Raw genomic sequence first — 15,969 nt, 5'->3', positions numbered from 1 at the left:
TCCCGTAGAGGTGTCGCGGCGCGGCGGAGGGGTCAGGCCGGCATCGCGGCGACCGGGTCGGTCGTCGGGGCCGGCGAGCCGCCGTCGGGCTCGACCGTCACCGCGAAGGCGTCGCTGCCCGCGATGTCCTGCGCGTAGATCATGCCGGCACCGTTGCCGAGCACGCCGAGGGAGCGCGGCACGCCGTCGTGCATCGCCCACACCTGGTAGACGTGGCCGTCGTCGAGCGGCTTGAGGTCGGAGCCCATCACGACGGCGGCGTCGTGCGAGGGCGAGGCGACGACGCGCATCGTGCCGCCCGTGCGGACCTTCCCGTCGAGCATGGTGGCGTCGCCCGCGACCATCACCGCGCTGATCCGCGCGCTGTCGGCCTGCAGGCTGTCGGCACGCTGGTGCTCGGAGACGTAGCCGCCGATCGCACCGGCCGCCACGAGGACGGAGGCGGCGACCAGCAGGCGCGGGCCGGCACGGCGGATCCGGCCATGCTGCGCCAGCGTCGTGACGACCGGACGCTCCTGCGCGGTCGCGCTGACCTCGGCCAGCAGACGCGCACGCAGCGCCGGCGGAGGCGTGTCGGCCTCGGCCTCGGCGAGGCGCAGTGCCGTGAGGTGGAAGCCGCGCAGCTCCTGGCGGCACTCCGCGCACTGATCGAGGTGGCCCTCGAACCGGGCCCGCTCGTGCGGGTCGAGCGCGTCGAGCGCGTAGGGCGCGGCGAGGGTGTGCAGATCGTGCGTCATGAGACCTCCACTCCCATGCAGTCACGCAGACGGACGAGTCCGTCGCGCATGCGCGTCTTGACGGTGGCGGGGTTGGCGCCGAGCACCTGCGCGACCTCGGCGTAGGTGTATCCCTGGTAGTAGGCGAGGTTGACGGCCTCGCGCTGCAGCTCGGTCAGGCCCTCGAGGCAGCGGCGTACCTGCTCGTGCTCGAGGCGGATGGTCACGGTCTCCAGCACCTGGTCGTGGTCGACGCCGGGCGACCAGTCGTAGCTGTTCTCCCGGTTCGTGGCCGCCTGGTCGTGACGGACCGCATCGACGGCGCGACGGTGGGCGAGCGTGAGCACCCAGCTCTTGGCGGTGCCGCGTGCCGGGTCGAACCGCGCCGCGGTCTGCCAGACCTGGAGGAACACCTCCTGGGCGACCTCCTCGGCCCGGGCGGGGTCGCGGATGACGCGACGGGCCATGCCGAACACGGTCGCACCGAGGACGTCGTAGAGTGCCGCGAACGCGGCCTCGTCGCCTCGAGCGACACGGACGAGCAGGTCGTCGGGGTCGACCGCCTGAGCGGTCTCCGGAACCGCGGCCAGGCGATCGGCTGCTGACTGGCTCATGCGCGACTCCTTCCCGAACAAGCTTCTACGGGCCATTCGCGGCTGCCTCCGGGGTGGATGGGTCGAGCGGGGAAGAGTTCTCGGTCACATCCTAGGGAGAGCCCCCCACGCTCCGGCTGCAGCCTCAGGGCCCCTGTGTCACGGTGGTCTGATGAGCGAGGAACCGCGCGAGCCGCGGCTGGACGCGATCCACGTGCCGGACCGGCCACGAGCCGTGGTGCTCGTGCTGCACGGCGGTCAGCAGCGCAGCACCCAGCCGGTACGCAACCGCAACGCGAGCTGGTGGCGCATGCTGCTCGTCGCCAAGGCGCTGCGGCCGACCGCCCGCCGCGAGCACCTGGCGGTGCACCTGCTGCAGCACCGCGTACGGGGCTGGAACGACGACCACGACCCGTCCCCGGTGCGCGACGCGCGGTGGGCGCTGGACCGGCTGCGCGAGCAGCACGGCGCCCTGCCGGTCGTGCTCGTGGGGCACTCGATGGGTGGCCGCACCGCGTGCCGCACGGCGGACGACCGCTCGGTCGTCGGCGTCGTCGGCCTGGCGCCGTGGCTGCCGGCCGGCGAGCCGCACCGCGCCCTCGCGGGCCGCGCGCTGCACGTGCTCCACGGACCGCAGGACCGGTGGACCTCCGCCGCCCTGAGCCGGACCTTCGTCGAGCGCTGCCGCCCGATCGCGACCGAGGCGACGTGGACGGCCCTGCCCGGCGCGGGGCACTACATGCTGCGCCAGGTGTCGACGTGGAACGGCTTCGTGGAAGACTCGACCCTGCGGATCCTGGGCGCCGACGCCCGGGACCCCCGCGACACCGACGAGCCGACCAGAGGACCAGCCTGACGTGACCGACACGATCGCCTACGGCGTCGCCCTGCTGGCGCTGCTGGTGGCCGTGTTCGCGGCGACGCACACCGTGCGGGACGCACCGTTCGGCAACCCGTTGTTCTATGCGGTGTCGGTCCTGGAGATCGTGCTGGTGGTGGCCATGGTCGGCGGCTTCGTGGCGCTCGCGCAGACCGACCGCGACGTGTCGGGCGGGCTGTACGTGTCGTACTGGCTGACGGTGGTGGTCCTCCCGCCGGCCGCCGTCCTGTGGGGAATCGCCGAGAAGAGCCGGTGGGGCACGGGGGTCGTCGTCGTCGCACTGCTCACCGTCGCCGCGCTGATGGTGCGGCTGCTGGGGATCTGGAAGGGCACCTATGTCTGAGCGCACCTCACCCGACCGCACGCCCTCGGACGCGAGCCAGGGCGGCCGGACCTCGACCGGTCCGGGCCGGGCGCTCGTGGCCGTCTACGCCGTCTTCGCCATCGCGGCGACGGCCCGCTCGCTCTACCAGCTGGTCGTGAAGGCCGACGAGGCTCCCGTCGCGTACGCGCTGTCGGCGCTCGCGGGCGTGGTGTACGTCGTCGCGACCTTCGCCCTCGGCACGGACCGGCACCGGCTGGCGGTGGGAGCCGTCCTGTTCGAGCTGGTGGGCGTGCTCGGCGTCGGCCTGCTGACGCTCCTGGACGGCGAGCTGTTCCCGGATGCCACCGTGTGGTCGGACTTCGGCGCCGGGTACGGCTACGTCCCGCTCGTGCTGCCGTTCGTCGGGCTGTGGTGGCTGCGTCGCACCCGCGGCCGCGCCTGAGCCGTCAGCGCCAGGCGGGGGAGAGGCGGACGACCTCGCCCACCACCGTGACGGCGGGCGAGCCCACCCCGACCTCGACGCAGCGCTCGGCGATCGTGGCCAGGGTGCCCACGGTGACCCGCTGGTCGGGCGAGCAGCCGCGCTCCACGACCGCGACCGGCGAGGTCTCGGGATGTCCGGCGGCGACGAGCGTCGCGGCGCTCTGGGCGAGCCGGCGTACGCCCATGAGCATGACGATGGTGTGGTCCGGCGATGCGGGGAGGTCACCGAGCTCGTCGTGCGCGGTGACGACGCTGAAGCCCGTCGCGACGCCGCGGTGGGTCACGGGGATGCCGGCCGCCGCCGGGACGGCGATGGCGCTCGTGACGCCGGGGACGACCTCCACGGGCACCCCGGCCGCCTCGCACGCCTGACGCTCCTCGCCGCCGCGGCCCAGCACGTACGGGTCGCCGCCCTTGAGCCGGACGACGAGCTTGCCGGCCAGGGCGCGGTCGACCAGGATCCGGTTGATCTCGTCCTGCGGGACAGGGTGGTGGTCGGGCAGCTTGCCGACGTCGACCACCTCCACGTCCGGGGCGAGCTCGTCGAGCGCGTCGAGGGGTGCAAGTCGGTCGACGACGACCACGTCGGCCTCGGCCAGCAGGCGTCGGCCGCGCGTGGTGAGCAGGTCTGCGTCGCCCGGCCCGCCGCCCACGAGGGCGACCGAGCCCTCCGGGTGGTGGGTCCGGTGCCGCAGCGGGAGGTCGCCGGACTGCAGCGCCGTCGCGACGGCGTCGCGCAGCACCGACGCCCGGCGCGCGTCGCCACCCCCGCTCACCGCCACGTGCACGTCGTCGACGGAGGCCACCGCCGGCATCCACGCCGTCGCGTGGTCGGGGTCGCCGCCCTTGAGGCACCACACCCTGGCCTGCTCGGCGTCGGCCGCCACCAGGTCGTCGACCGGGCTGTCGGTGGCGGTCTGCACCAGCCAGGCGCCGTCGAGGTCGCCGGTGCGGTACCCGCGCTCGACCCAGGTGAGGCGGCCGAGGTCGGCGAGCTCGCGGATGCGGGCGCTGACCTCGGGTGCGACGACCACGACGTCGGCATCGGCGCCCAGCAGGGCGTGGACGCGGCGCGAGGCCACCGTGCCGCCACCGACCACCACGACGCGGCGGCCCTCCGGACGCAGGGTGAGGGGGAGAGGCACGCTCAGACCGTAGCGGTCGCGAGCAGCGCGTCGCCGACCATGCCCGCGGCCAGGGTCGTGCCGTCCTGCGCGTCGACGAGGAGGAACGACCCGCCCGCCCGGGCGTGCAGGTACTCCTCGGCCGCGATGGGCGAGGCCAGGCGCAGGGTGACGTGCCCGATGTCGTTGAGCTCGAGGGAGTCAGCGGGCTCGAGCGTGGCCGCGTCGAGGTCGAGACGACCCTTGATCTCGGTGACCATGGCCTGCACGGTTCGGGTGCCGTGCTTCAGCAGCACCTTCGTGCGGCCGGCCAGGCGGTGGTCGGCGAGCCAGGCGACCGTGCCCTCGACGTCCTGCGTGACGGCCGGGACGCTGCGGGAGGTGACGATGAGGTCGCCGCGGGAGATGTCCACGTCGTCGGTCAGGCGCAGCGTGACCGACTGCGGCGCGAACGCCACGTCGAGCTCGCCGTCGGCGGTGTCGATGCCGGCGACGGTGCTGGTCCGCCCGCTCGGCAGGACCGTGACGGCGTCGCCCGGGCGCACGAGGCCCGACGCGACCTGGCCCGCGTAGCCGCGGTAGTCGCGGTGCTCGTCGCCGCCGGCGGCCTGCGGACGGATCACCAGCTGCACGGGGAAGCGCAGCGGCTCGGAGTGCGGCTCGCCTGCCGGCTCGAGCGTCTCGAGGAACGACAGCACGCTCGGCCCGTCGTACCACGGCGTCCGCGCGGAGGACTCCACGACGTTGTCGCCGTCGAGGGCCGACACGGGGATCGTGGTGACGTCGGTCAGCCCGAGCGACGTGGCGACGGCGAGCACCTCGGCCGCGACCCGGTCGTACGTGGCCTCGTCGAAGTCGACGAGGTCGATCTTGTTGACGACGACCACGACGTGCGGCACCCGCAGCAGCGAGGCGACGGCCAGGTGGCGGCGCGTCTGCTCCTGCACGCCCTTGCGGGCGTCGACGAGCAGCACGATGACGTCGGCCGTGCTGGCGCCGGTGACGGTGTTGCGCGTGTACTGCACGTGGCCGGGGCAGTCGGCGAGGATGAACGACCGCTCGGCGGTCGCGAAGTAGCGGTAGGCGACGTCGATCGTGATGCCCTGCTCGCGCTCGGACCGCAGTCCGTCGGTGAGCAGCGCGAGGTCGGCCGACGCGAGCCCGCGGTCGCGGCTGACCCGCTCGACCGCGTCGAACTGGTCGGCCAGCACCGACTTGGAGTCGTAGAGCAGCCGGCCGACGAGGGTGGACTTGCCGTCGTCGACGGAGCCGGCCGTCGCCAGCCGGAGGACGGTCTTCGTGGGCGAGGTGGTGGTGGCCATCAGAAGTAGCCCTCCTTCTTCCGGTCCTCCATGGCGGCCTCGGACGCACGGTCGTCGGCGCGGGTGGCGCCGCGCTCGGTCAGCCGCGTGGCGGCCACCTCGACGACGACGTCCTCGACCGTCGCGGCGTCGCTCTCGACCGCGCCGGTGCACGACATGTCGCCGACCGTGCGGTAGCGGACCAGCCGACGCTCGACGGACTCGCCGGGACGCGGCTGGGAGACGTCGGTGACCGCCACGAGCATGCCGTCGCGCTCGAACACGTCACGCTCGTGCGCGTAGTACAGCGGGGGGAGCTCGATGCCCTCGGCGGCGATGTACTGCCACACGTCGAGCTCGGTCCAGTTGCTCAGCGGGAAGACCCGCACGTGCTCGCCGGGACGGTGCCGACCGTTGTAGAGGTTCCACAGCTCAGGGCGCTGGTTGCGCGGGTCCCACTGGCCGAACTCGTCGCGCAGGCTGAACACGCGCTCCTTGGCGCGGGCCTTCTCCTCGTCGCGTCGACCGCCACCGAAGACGGCGTCGAACTTGTGGTCGGTGATGCCGTCGAGCAGCGGCTGGGTCTGCAGCTGGTTGCGCGTGCCGTCGCTGCGCTCACGCAGGCGGCCGTCGTCGAGGTAGTCCTGCACCGAGGCCACGACGAGCCGCAGGCCGAGGCGCTCGACGGTCGCGTCGCGGAACGCGAGCACCTCGGGGAAGTTGTGCCCGGTGTCGACGTGCATGACGGGGAAGGGCACGGGCGCGGGCCAGAAGGCCTTCGTCGCCAGGTGCAGCATCACCACGGAGTCCTTGCCGCCGGAGAACAGGAGCACGGGGCGCTCGAACTCGGCCGCGACCTCGCGGATGATGTGGATGGCCTCCGACTCCAGCCAGGCGAGCTGGTCGAGCCGGTAGGTCGGGCGCTCGGCGGTGCCGGGCGCGTCGTCGACGACGGTCATGCGTTCCTTCTCGTTCGGGGTGAGGGTCTCGCTCACGTGTGCAGGCCGCACTCGGTCTTGTCCAGACCGGCCCAGCGACCTGCACGGGGGTCCTCGCCGGGTGCGACGCGGCGGGTGCACGGCGCGCAGCCGATCGACGGGTAGCCGTCCTTCACGAGCGGGTTGACGACGACGTCGTGCTCCTCCGCGTAGGCGAGCAGCTCGTCGAAGGTCCAGGCGGCGAGCGGGTTGACCTTGACCAGGCCGTTCTTCTCATCCCACGTCACGAGGGGCGTGTCGGCGCGGGTCGGGCCCTCGTCGCGGCGCACGCCGGTGATCCACACCTCGTAGCCGGCGAGCGTGCGGGTGAGCGGCTCGACCTTGCGCAGGTGGCAGCAGAGGCCGGGGTCGCGGGCGAAGAGGTCCTTGCCGTGCTGCGCGTCCTGCTCCGCGACGGTCTGCCGGGGCATCACGTCGACGATGGTGAGTTCCATGGAGGACTCGACGGCGTCACGCGTGCCGATGGTCTCGGCGAAGTGGTAGCCGGTCTCGAGGAAGAGCGTGTCGACCCAGGGCAGGTGTCGTGCGACGACGTGGGGGAGGACGGCGTCGGCCATCGAGCACGCGACCGCCGTGCGGTAGCCGAACTCCTCCGCGACCCAGGCCAGCACCTCGTCCGTGCTCGCGTCGGCGAGGCGGACGGCGGCCTCCTCGGCGACGGCGCGCAGCGTGTCCGCGTCGCGGCGGGGTCCGAGGACCGCGTCGCGGGTGCGGTGGTGCTCCTCGCGCGCGGCATCGTGCGCGAGCTGGCGGTCCCGGCGCTCCGCGAGCGTCAGGCCGGAGGTGGGCGAGGTCTCGGGCATGGTTCAAGCCTAGGCGGGCATCCCGAGGAATGGGCACGGCAGTCGCATGATGGACATGTCGGCTAGGACACCCGCTCCGGGGCGAGCCGGGCGGTCGCGGCGGGGCGCTCCATGGCGCGGAACCGTCGGTCGGCCAGCGGGGCCAGGGTCGCGACCAGGTAGAGCGTGCCCGCGGCGAGCAGGGCGGCCTCGAGCCCGAGCACGGCCAGCAGGCCGCCGGCGACGAGGCCGCCGAACGGCATCAGCGCCCACGCGACGGCGGTCGACAGCGACCCGACCCGACCGACGAGGGCGCGCGGGATGCGCTCGTAGAACACGGCGCCGACAATCGGGTTCAGGAACCCGGAGGCGAGCCCCGCGACCGCCATGACGACGACGGGCCACGTCGTCGACCCCGTCCACGCGAGCACGGCGAACCGGGGGAGGCCGCAGACCAGGAACGCCGTCACGTACACGGCGAAGCGGGGCATCCGCTGCGCCCACGCGGCCGCCAGCAGCGACCCGACGAGCGACGTCCCGGCCATCACCGCCAGCAGCAGTCCGACGGCCGCGACACCGGCACCGCTCGTCTCGGCCCACACCGGCAGCAGCACTGCCGTCAGGCCGACGTCGAGCAGGTTGGTGACGGCGATCATCGACGTCAGCGCCAGGATGACGGGATCGCCGCGCAGGAAGGCCCACCCCTCCCGCAGACGCCGGGCGTAGCGCTCGGGGCGGGCCGTCGTCACGGTCGCGGGGAGCAGGCCGGCCGTGCCGAGGCCGAGGACCACGGCGGCCAGGGCGAGCCCGGCCGCGTTGGCCACCAGCGCGTCGGCGGCGCCCACGACGGCGACGAGGAGCGCCGCGAGCGCCGCGCCCACCAGCCCCGCGGTCCGCTCCACCCCCGACGAGAGCCCCGTGACCCGCTCGAGCGGCACGTCCGCGACCTCGGCGACCGTCGGCGCCAGGCTGCGGCGGGCCGCGTCGGCCGGCCCACGCAGCGCACCCGTGAGCGCCACCAGCAGGAGGAGGAGCGGGAACGGCAGGGCACCGAGGTGGTGGAGCACGGGCACGGCGCACACCACCGCTGCGCTGGCCGCGTCGCAGACGACTGCGACCCGACGGGCTCCGAGGTGGTCGATCACGGGCCCGGCCAGCACCTTCGCGACCACGAGGGGCGCGAGCTCCGCGAAGGCGACGAGTCCGGCAGCGGCGGGCGAGCCGGTCGTGGTGAGCGCCAGCCACGGGACGGCCACGGTCGCCAGCCGCGTGCCGGTGAGGGCGAGCCCGTCCGCGACGAGCCACGCGGCGAGCAACCGGCCGTGCCTCATGCGTCGGTCACGCTGCCCGGCCACGGGTTCGCGTGGACGCGCACGCTGAAGGGTCGCGCGTCGGGGTGGTCGTCGTCCTCCACGGCCGTCAGGAGGTCCACGAGCTGCTCGGTGAGCGCGCGGGCCTGCTCCGGTCGCAGCCGCCGCACCCAGTCGCTCAGGGTCGAGGCGGGGCGCGCTCGTCGACGTCGAGCGGTGCACGGCACGCCACCAGCGGGTCCGGGCGTCGCCGTCGCCCTCGGCCTCCTCGACGAACCCGTGCGCGGCGAGCTGCCGCAGGTGGTACGACGTCGCCCCCGAGGAGGTGCCGGTCCGGGCGGCCAGGCTGGTGGCCGTCGACGGTCCGTCGATGCGCAGCAGGCCCAGCAGCCGGAGCCGCAGGGGATGGCTCAGTGCGCGCAGGGCGTGGGCGGAGGGGACGACGACGGGCTCGGTCACCCGGCCAGCGTAGATCGCCAAGAGAGCTTTGCAAAGAGTTCTTGGCGAGATCGAGAGCGTCGTGACGGGTGGGCAACGGTGCGTCGTGCTCGTAGGGTCGGGACATGGCCCGCTACCTCGAGATCCACCCGCAGAACCCGCAGAGCCGCGCGGTCGAGCAGGCGACGTCGATCCTGCGCGACGGCGGCCTCGTCGCCTACCCGACGGATTCCGGCTATGCGCTGGGTGCCGCTCCCGGCAACCAGGAGGCCCTCGACCGGATCCGCAGCATCCGCCGGCTCGACGACAAGCACCACTTCACCCTCGTCTGCAAGGACTTCGCGCAGCTCGGGCAGCTCGTGCACCTGGACAACGCGATCTTCCGCGCCGTCAAGAACGCCACGCCGGGCCCGTACACGTTCATCCTGCCCGGCACGCGCGAGGTCCCGCGTCGGCTGCTGCACCCGAAGAAGAAGACCGTGGGCGTGCGCATCCCCGACCACGTCGTGGTCCGGGCGCTGCTCGACTCGCTCGGCGAGCCGATCCTGTCGAGCACGCTGATCCTGCCGGGCGAGACGGAGCCGATGACGGAGGGCTGGCTGGTCAAGGAGGAGCTCGACCACCTCGTCGATGCTGTCGTCGAGTCCGGCGACGTCGTGGCCGAGCCGACCACCGTCGTGGACTTCGTCGACGGCGTGCCCGAGGTCGTGCGCGAGGGCGCGGGCGACCCGGACCGCTTCCGGTGAGCGCGTCCGACGATCGGGGGGCGACCTTCGTCCTGGTGCCCGGCGCCGGGGGCTCGCCCTGGTTCTGGAGCCGCGTGGTCCCGCTCCTCGAGGCTGCGGGACACCGGGCGGTCGCGGTGGACCTCCCCGGGGACGACCCCGCCGTCGACCTGCAGGGCTACGTCGACCGCGTGGTGGACGCCGTGCGGACCGCGCGCGGCGACGGCCGAGTGGTGCTGGTCGGTCAGTCCTTCGGCGGTTTCAGCGCGTCGGCAGCGGCTCTCGTGGAGCCCGTCGACCTCCTCGTGCTGCTGAACGCGATGGTCCCGCGGCCGGGTGAGTCGGGCGCGCAGTGGTGGCGTGCCGTCGGGCAGGCCGCAGCCCGGCGCGACGCCGAGGCCGCGGCCGGACGCGACCCGTCGCGCCCGTTCGACGTGCTCGAGGTCTTCTTCCACGACGCTCCCGAGGACGTGCTGGCCGAGGCCGCGGAGCACGACCGCCAGCAGACCGACCTCGCATTCGGCTCCTCGTGGCCAGGTGAGCGCTGGCCCGACGTGCCGACCCACGTGCTCGTCGCCGACGACGACCGGCTCTTCCCGCCGACCCTGCAAGGCCAGGTGGCGCGCGAGCGACTCGGCCTCGAGGCGACGTCGGTGCCGGGCGGGCACCTGAACGCCCTGACCCGTCCGCGGGAGCTCGTGGACGCGCTGGTGGCCTGTCTCAGCGCCGCCGCGCCGAGCTGAGGACGAGCGGCGCCGTCGCGGCCAGCAGGACCGCGAGCAGGAGCATGGCCGGGGTCCCGGGCAGCCACGAGAGCAGCAGCGTCCCGAGGTAGGGGGCGGCGAAGCCGAGGTACGTCAGGCTGTAGAAGACGGCGGTCACCGTGGCCAGGTCGGCCGGCTGCGCCACCTCCTCGACCGTCGCCAGCCCGGCGACGAGGATCCAGCCGTACGCGGCTCCGAGCCCGACGGCCGCGAGGACGGTGAGCGCGCCCCACCCGGTCAGCGAGGCGAGCGTGGCGACGAGGAAGCCGACGACGCCGGCACCCACCCCCAGGAGGACCGTGGTGCGCGGGGAGCGGCGGCGACCGAGGGGCTGGACGAGGACGCCGGTCCAGAGCGTCAGTGCCACGAGCGCGCCGCCGACGGCGACGTTGGGGCCGGGGACGGGCGCGACCTGCGGCACCGTCGCGAACGCCAGCGTCGCGCACCCGAACACCCAGGGCGCGGTGAACAGCGTGCGTCGCACGAAGGCCGGGCAGCGCAGCGCCTGCGCGACACGCCCCGTCTCGGCGTCGAGCGTGTCGTGGTGCGCACGCACCGGCTCGGGTGCGTTCCAGGCGAACACGGCGACGAGCACCGTGAGGACGAGGTGCGGGACGTAGGGCAGCAGCAGGGGGAGCGGCAGCCACTGGGCCATCAACCCCGTGACGAGCGGGCCGGTGCCGAAGCCGGCCGACAGGGCGATCGCCGCGCGTCGTGCGCCCGTGCCGGCCGGTCCGGTCGAGAGCTCCTTGACCCAGGCGGTCCCGGGCGCGAACGCCGCACCCGACGCAATGCCGGCGAGCAGACGACCCAGCAGGAGCAGCAGGAGGCTGTGGCCGCCGAGCAGCAGCACCACGGTGGCGACGAACGAGAGCACGAGCACCGGCCGCATGACGCGGCGTCGGCCGAGCCGGTCCGAGACGGGCGCGACGAGCAGCAGCGTCGGGATGAGACCGACGGCGTACGCCCCGAACAGCAGCGTGACCTCCGCGGCGGTCGCGCCGTCCTCGACGCGGTAGACGGGCAGCAGCGCCGCGAACTGGTTGGCGCCCCAGCCGACGGCGAAGAGCGACAGCGCCGGCGCCGGCCACGACCGGGAGGCACGCTGGACGGGTCCGGGAGGCAGCACGCGCCCACTGTAGGAGCGGGCGCCCCCTACCGCCCGCGGTGGTCGACGCGTGACATGCGCGCCCCGCGCCGCTCGACCTGCACGTGCGGACTGAGCTGCATGAGCCGCAGCGCGACGAAGCGGTGGGGACGGAAGGGCTCGAGCACGAAGGCGACCTCGTCGTCGTGCTCGAGCCGGCGCCCGAGCAGGGCCGTGCCGACCGTGCTGGCGAGGTGGTAGTCCCCGAAGGGGACGGCGTCGGTGTCGCCGAACGCGCGCGAGCCGACCTCGGCAGCCGTCCAGACGCCGATGCCGGGGATGCTGCGCAGCCCGCGGTAGGCGCCGAGGAGGTCGTGCGGGCCGAGCCGCTCGAGCGCGTCGGCCATCCGGGTGGCGACCTGCGCCGTGCGGTAGCGCTTCGGGTCGACGCCGCAGTGGTGCCACGACCACGAGGGCAGCGCCGCCCAGGCGGCACCCGTGAGCGGGACGCGCATGCCCGCGGGCGCCGGACCGGGCGCGGGCTCCCCGTGCCGGTGCAGCAGCTGGCGCCACGACAGGAACGCGTCGGCGCCGAGCACCTTCTGCTCGATGATCGCGGGGACCAGCGCACCGACGACGTCGCCGGTGGACGGCACCCGGAGCCCCGGGAAGCGCCGTCGCGCGTCAGCCACGACCGGGTGGGCGAGCGGCAGGTCGTCGACCGGCCGCCCGACGAGCCGGGGCAGCATCTCGGCCTGGTGCTCCGCGCCGGGGCCCCACGCCTGCAGGTGGACGGCCGTGGGTCCGACCTGGCGCAGCAGCGTGGTGGCGGGGCCGTCGGGGGTCCGCACGACGCGCCAGTGGTCGTCGCCGATGCGTCGGTACGCCGGGTCGGCAGGGCCGCGACGCAGGGTCGAGAGCGTGCGGCGCAGGTCGAGCGGCGCGCCGTCGTCGTGCGTGCGCTGCGCGTCGGGCTCCCTCGCACCGGGCTCAGCCACGGGGCGCCCGCCGCTGCCACCAGCGTCGTCGGGGCGGCGGGGGAGCGGTGCGCGCGGCGGCCCGGGCGCGCAGACGCTCGCGCCACGCGGCGACCTCCTCCTCGACGTCGCGCAGGGGGGTGATGACGGGCGGTCCGCCCTGGAGCTGACGTCGGGCCTCGACGACCCTGCGGTTGAAGTCGGTCAGGAGGTCGCGGACGTGGGTCTCCGAGCCCGAGGTGTCGAGCAGGTCGTCGAGCTCGGCGTCCTCGCGTCGCAGCGCGAGCGCCGGCGGCAGGACGCCGGAGACGTTCTCGCGCTCCATCAGCTGCTTGAGCCACCAGTCGGGGTCGTGGCGGTAGACCCGCGCCGGGAGCGGCTTGCCCGCCAGCGGCAGGTCGTCGAACTCGCCCCGGGCCATCGCCGCTCGGACCTGGCCGTCGACGTAGAGGGTCTGGTCCTCGGGACGACGTCCGCGCTCGGGGCGCGACGGCGTCTCCTCGGGCGCGGGGTCGTCGCCGAGCCGGTAGTGCGCCGCCCGGCGGCGGGGGTCGTCGGCCATCGTTCCTCCTGGCTCCACCGTAGCCAGGAGGGACGACATCGGCCGCTCGGTCGCCCTTTCGTCGACCCTTTCAGTCGACCCCCTCAGTCGACATCGTCGTCGACCCAGTCGAGGGTCTTGGTGACGGCCTTCTTCCAGCTGCGGTAGTACTTCTCGCGCTGGTCCTCGGACATCTGCGGCGTCCACCGCTTGTCCTCGCCCCAGTTGGCGCGCAGGTCGTCCTCGTTCTGCCAGTAGTCGACGGCGAGCCCGGCGGCGTACGCGGCACCGAGCGCGGTGGTCTCGGCGACCTTCGGGCGCACGACGTCGACGCCGAGGATGTCGGCCTGGAACTGCATGAGGGTCTCGTTGACGACCATGCCGCCGTCGACGCGCAGCTCGGCGAGGGGGACGCCGGAGTCGGCGTTCATCGCGTCGAGCACCTCGCGGGTCTGGTACGCGGTGGACTCGAGCACGGCGCGGGCGATGTGGTTCTTGTTGACGTAGCGGGTCAGGCCCACGAGGGCGCCGCGGGCGTCGGGCCGCCAGTGCGGGGCGAACAGGCCGGAGAACGCGGGCACGAAGTAGGCGCCGCCGTTGTCGTCGACCTTCCGCGCCAGCTCCTCGATCTCGGGGGCGCTGGAGATGAGACCGAGGTTGTCGCGGACCCACTGCACGAGCGAACCGGTGACGGCGATGGAGCCCTCGAGCGCGTAGACGGTCGGCTGGTCGCCGATCTTGTAGCAGACCGTGGTGAGCAGCCCGTTCTCCGACGGGACGGCCTCGGTCCCGGTGTTCAGGAGCATGAAGTTGCCGGTGCCGTAGGTGTTCTTGGCCTCGCCCTTGGCCAGGCACGCCTGGCCGAACGTGGCGGCCTGCTGGTCGCCGAGGATGCCGGCGACGGGGGTGCCGCGCAGGATGCCCGGCTTGCACTCGCCGTAGACCTCCGAGCTCGAGCGGATCTCGGGCAGCATCGAGAGCGGGATGCCCATGTCGGCGGCGATCTGCTCGTCCCACTCGAGGGTCTCGAGGTTCATCAGCATGGTGCGCGAGGCGTTGGTGACGTCGGTGACGTGCACGCCGTCGTTCTCCGCACCACCGGTGAGGTTCCACAGGACCCAGGTGTCCATCGTCCCGAACAGCAGCTCGCCGGCCTCGGCACGCTCCTTGACGCCGTCGACGTTCTCGAGGATCCACGTGACCTTCGGGCCGGCGAAGTAGGTGGCGAGGGGCAGGCCGACGGTCTCCTTGTAGCGGTCGGGGCCGGCGTCGCCGCCCAGGCGGTCGACGATCTTCTGGGTGCGGGTGTCCTGCCAGACGATGGCGTTGTACACGGGCTGGCCGGTGCTGCGGTCCCAGACGACGGCGGTCTCGCGCTGGTTGGTGATGCCGACGGCGGAGATGTTGCGGCTGTTGAAGTTCGCCTTGGCGAGCGCTCCGCCGATGACCCGCCGCGTGTTCTCCCAGATCTCCAGCGCGTCGTGCTCGACCCATCCGGCCCGGGGGAAGATCTGCTCGTGCTCGACCTGGTCGACCGCGACGACGGAGCCGCTGCGGTCGAAGATCATCGCGCGGGTGGAGGTCGTGCCCTGGTCGATCGCGAGGACGTACGTGTTGTCGGCCATGCTCGGTTCTCGTTTCTGTGGTGCGGTCGGGTGGAGTTCGGTCAGGTCAGGCGTAGTTCGCGGCGGCGGCGAGCAGTCCTGCGAGGATGCCACCGACGACCGGTCCGACGACAGGGATCCAGGCGTAGGACCAGTTGCTGTCGCGCTTGCGTCGGATGGGCAGCAGCGTGTGGGCGATGCGGGGACCGAGGTCGCGCGCGGGGTTGATGGCGTAGCCGGTGGGGCCGCCGAGGCTCGCGCCGATGGCCACGACGAGCAGTGCCACGGCGAGCGGCCCGAGCCCACTGGGCGTCTTGCCGAACGCGATGATGACGAACACGAGCACGAAGGTGCCGATCACCTCGGTGAGGAGGTTCGAGCTGGTGCGTGGGATCTGCGGTGCGGTGCAGAAGACGCCGAGCTTGTCGTCGGGGTCGCTCTCCTCGGCGTCGAACTGGTCGCGGTAGGCGAGCCAGCAGAGCGTGGCTCCGAGGATGGCCCCGACGAGCTGCGCCGCGAGGTAGACCAGCACCTTGACGGCGGTGTCGCCGCCGAGGTCGTCACCCGAGGCGACGAGGCCGAGCGTGACGGCGGGGTTGAGGTGGGCGCCGGACTGGTAGGCCACGTACACGCCCGCGAAGACGGCGAGTCCCCAGCCGATGGTGATCATGAGCGGTCCGCCGCCGTGCCCGTTGGTCCGGGCGAGCACCACGTTGGCGACGACGCCGCAGCCGAGCAGCAGCAAGGTGGCCGTGCCCAGCAGCTCGGGCAGGAAGATCCCGGTCAGCATGTTTCCCCCCGGGCCCGGCTCGTCGCCCGTCGCCCGCCCGGTGCGGACGTCCCTCGAAGGCTGAGCGTCGGACCCGTCGTCAGGCTAGCGTGACGGTGGTCACACGGCGACGGCGGGTGAGGGCGCCGAGGAGGAGGCCGGTGTGGGGACCCAGAAGCGCTGCTCGCCCTCGTGGTTGATCCCGTCGGGGACGCCGCCGTTCTTCTCCACGACGCGTCGGGAGGCGTGGTTGACGGGGGAGACGGTGAGCAGCGCGGGGGAGATGCCGAGGGCTCCGACCTTCACGAGTGCCTGGCGGAGCATCTCGGTGGCGTGTCCCTGGCCCTGCCAGGGGCTGACCACGTGGTAGCCGATGTGGCCTCCGCCCTGGTCGGCGATGAGCCGGTGCCGGATGACGAGGCTGCCGAGGTAGAAGTCGCCGGAGACGAACCAGAAGACCTCCGAGGGGACGCCCCATCGCTCGCGCACGCCGATGCGTTCCGCGACCGCCTCTTGGCTTAGTCCGGTCTCGTTACGGGCACGGCGGAGACG

General features: G+C 73.5%; 18 protein-coding genes. 5 read left to right on the top strand and 13 right to left on the bottom strand.

What is annotated here, in order from left to right; genetic code table 11:
• Positions 1-32: 32 nt before the first annotated feature.
• Together A6Q81_RS09550 and sigK are read right to left on the bottom strand one after the other, a co-directional pair.
• Positions 33-737, bottom strand: a complete 705-nt coding sequence (locus tag A6Q81_RS09550; protein ID WP_067857325.1) for an anti-sigma factor — start codon at positions 735-737, stop codon at positions 33-35.
• Positions 734-1,330 carry an ECF RNA polymerase sigma factor SigK gene (gene sigK, locus A6Q81_RS09545; protein WP_067857327.1) on the bottom strand — a complete coding sequence of 199 codons (597 nt, stop codon included), beginning with the start codon at positions 1,328-1,330 and terminating at the stop codon, positions 734-736. Before sigK ends, A6Q81_RS09550 begins: the two co-directional genes overlap by 4 nt.
• Before the next feature lie 151 nt (positions 1,331-1,481).
• On the opposite strand from sigK, the gene A6Q81_RS09540 reads away from it, so the two are divergent.
• The 3 genes from A6Q81_RS09540 to A6Q81_RS09530 are packed head-to-tail and all read left to right on the top strand — an operon-like array spanning position 1,482 to position 2,956.
• A complete protein-coding gene (locus A6Q81_RS09540; protein WP_083516360.1) occupies positions 1,482-2,165 on the top strand; it encodes an alpha/beta hydrolase in 684 nt (227 codons plus the stop codon).
• A gap of 1 nt (position 2,166) precedes the next feature.
• Positions 2,167-2,532 carry a hypothetical protein gene (locus A6Q81_RS09535; protein ID WP_067857329.1) on the top strand — a complete coding sequence of 122 codons (366 nt, stop codon included), beginning with the start codon at positions 2,167-2,169 and terminating at the stop codon, positions 2,530-2,532.
• Complete coding sequence (locus A6Q81_RS09530; RefSeq protein WP_067857332.1) at positions 2,525-2,956, top strand: hypothetical protein; 432 nt, start codon at positions 2,525-2,527, stop codon at positions 2,954-2,956. Before A6Q81_RS09535 ends, A6Q81_RS09530 begins: the two co-directional genes overlap by 8 nt.
• Before the next feature lie 4 nt (positions 2,957-2,960).
• On the opposite strand, the gene cobA is transcribed toward A6Q81_RS09530, so the two are convergent.
• The 5 genes from cobA to A6Q81_RS09505 all read right to left on the bottom strand — a co-directional run bounded on the left by cobA (position 2,961) and on the right by A6Q81_RS09505 (position 8,971).
• Positions 2,961-4,142, bottom strand: coding sequence for a uroporphyrinogen-III C-methyltransferase (cobA, locus tag A6Q81_RS09525; protein WP_286690314.1), 1,182 nt, complete (start codon positions 4,140-4,142; stop codon positions 2,961-2,963).
• A gap of 2 nt (positions 4,143-4,144) precedes the next feature.
• Positions 4,145-5,443 carry a sulfate adenylyltransferase subunit 1 gene (locus A6Q81_RS09520; protein WP_067857338.1) on the bottom strand — a complete coding sequence of 433 codons (1,299 nt, stop codon included), beginning with the start codon at positions 5,441-5,443 and terminating at the stop codon, positions 4,145-4,147.
• Positions 5,443-6,381, bottom strand: a complete 939-nt coding sequence (gene cysD / locus A6Q81_RS09515; RefSeq protein ID WP_067861524.1) for a sulfate adenylyltransferase subunit CysD — start codon at positions 6,379-6,381, stop codon at positions 5,443-5,445. Before cysD ends, A6Q81_RS09520 begins: the two co-directional genes overlap by 1 nt.
• Positions 6,382-6,413: 32 nt before the next feature.
• Positions 6,414-7,223 (bottom strand): phosphoadenylyl-sulfate reductase, encoded by an 810-nt coding sequence (locus tag A6Q81_RS09510; RefSeq protein ID WP_083516363.1) that lies wholly within the window; start codon positions 7,221-7,223, stop codon positions 6,414-6,416.
• 62 nt (positions 7,224-7,285) lie between these two features.
• Complete coding sequence (locus tag A6Q81_RS09505; RefSeq protein ID WP_286690313.1) at positions 7,286-8,971, bottom strand: MFS transporter; 1,686 nt, start codon at positions 8,969-8,971, stop codon at positions 7,286-7,288.
• Between the two features lie 104 nt (positions 8,972-9,075).
• Here A6Q81_RS09505 and A6Q81_RS09500 point away from each other — a divergent pair, with 104 nt between their 5' ends.
• Both A6Q81_RS09500 and A6Q81_RS09495 read left to right on the top strand, forming a co-directional pair.
• Positions 9,076-9,696 carry an L-threonylcarbamoyladenylate synthase gene (locus A6Q81_RS09500; RefSeq protein WP_067857346.1) on the top strand — a complete coding sequence of 207 codons (621 nt, stop codon included), beginning with the start codon at positions 9,076-9,078 and terminating at the stop codon, positions 9,694-9,696.
• 35 nt (positions 9,697-9,731) lie between these two features.
• Positions 9,732-10,418: an alpha/beta fold hydrolase gene (locus A6Q81_RS09495; RefSeq protein ID WP_286690312.1), complete on the top strand. Its 687-nt coding sequence runs from the start codon at positions 9,732-9,734 to the stop codon at positions 10,416-10,418.
• On the opposite strand, the gene A6Q81_RS09490 is transcribed toward A6Q81_RS09495, so the two are convergent.
• The 6 genes from A6Q81_RS09490 to A6Q81_RS09465 form a co-directional block, all read right to left on the bottom strand.
• On the bottom strand, positions 10,396-11,568 hold the full coding sequence (locus A6Q81_RS09490; RefSeq protein WP_286690311.1) for an MFS transporter: 1,173 nt from the start codon (positions 11,566-11,568) through the stop codon (positions 10,396-10,398). The two genes, A6Q81_RS09495 and A6Q81_RS09490, sit on opposite strands and share 23 nt — an antisense overlap.
• A gap of 26 nt (positions 11,569-11,594) precedes the next feature.
• Positions 11,595-12,524 carry a DNA-3-methyladenine glycosylase family protein gene (locus tag A6Q81_RS09485; protein ID WP_067857356.1) on the bottom strand — a complete coding sequence of 310 codons (930 nt, stop codon included), beginning with the start codon at positions 12,522-12,524 and terminating at the stop codon, positions 11,595-11,597.
• The gene (locus tag A6Q81_RS09480; protein ID WP_286690310.1) at positions 12,517-13,065 is read right to left on the bottom strand and encodes a DnaJ family domain-containing protein; all 549 of its coding nucleotides are present in this window, start codon (positions 13,063-13,065) and stop codon (positions 12,517-12,519) included. Before A6Q81_RS09480 ends, A6Q81_RS09485 begins: the two co-directional genes overlap by 8 nt.
• An 83-nt stretch (positions 13,066-13,148) precedes the next feature.
• Positions 13,149-14,669 carry a glycerol kinase GlpK gene (gene glpK, locus A6Q81_RS09475; protein ID WP_253023416.1) on the bottom strand — a complete coding sequence of 507 codons (1,521 nt, stop codon included), beginning with the start codon at positions 14,667-14,669 and terminating at the stop codon, positions 13,149-13,151.
• 46 nt (positions 14,670-14,715) lie between these two features.
• Positions 14,716-15,438, bottom strand: coding sequence for an MIP/aquaporin family protein (locus A6Q81_RS09470; RefSeq protein ID WP_253023418.1), 723 nt, complete (start codon positions 15,436-15,438; stop codon positions 14,716-14,718).
• A 99-nt stretch (positions 15,439-15,537) separates the two neighbouring features.
• Positions 15,538-15,969: GNAT family N-acetyltransferase (locus tag A6Q81_RS09465; protein WP_286690309.1), on the bottom strand; the 432-nt coding region annotated here is incomplete at its 5' end.

The organism is Aeromicrobium sp. REDSEA-S38_B2, from assembly GCF_001628525.1.
Taxonomy (GTDB): domain Bacteria; phylum Actinomycetota; class Actinomycetes; order Propionibacteriales; family Nocardioidaceae; genus Aeromicrobium; species Aeromicrobium erythreum.
This window is presented reverse-complemented; position numbering and strand designations above follow the sequence as displayed.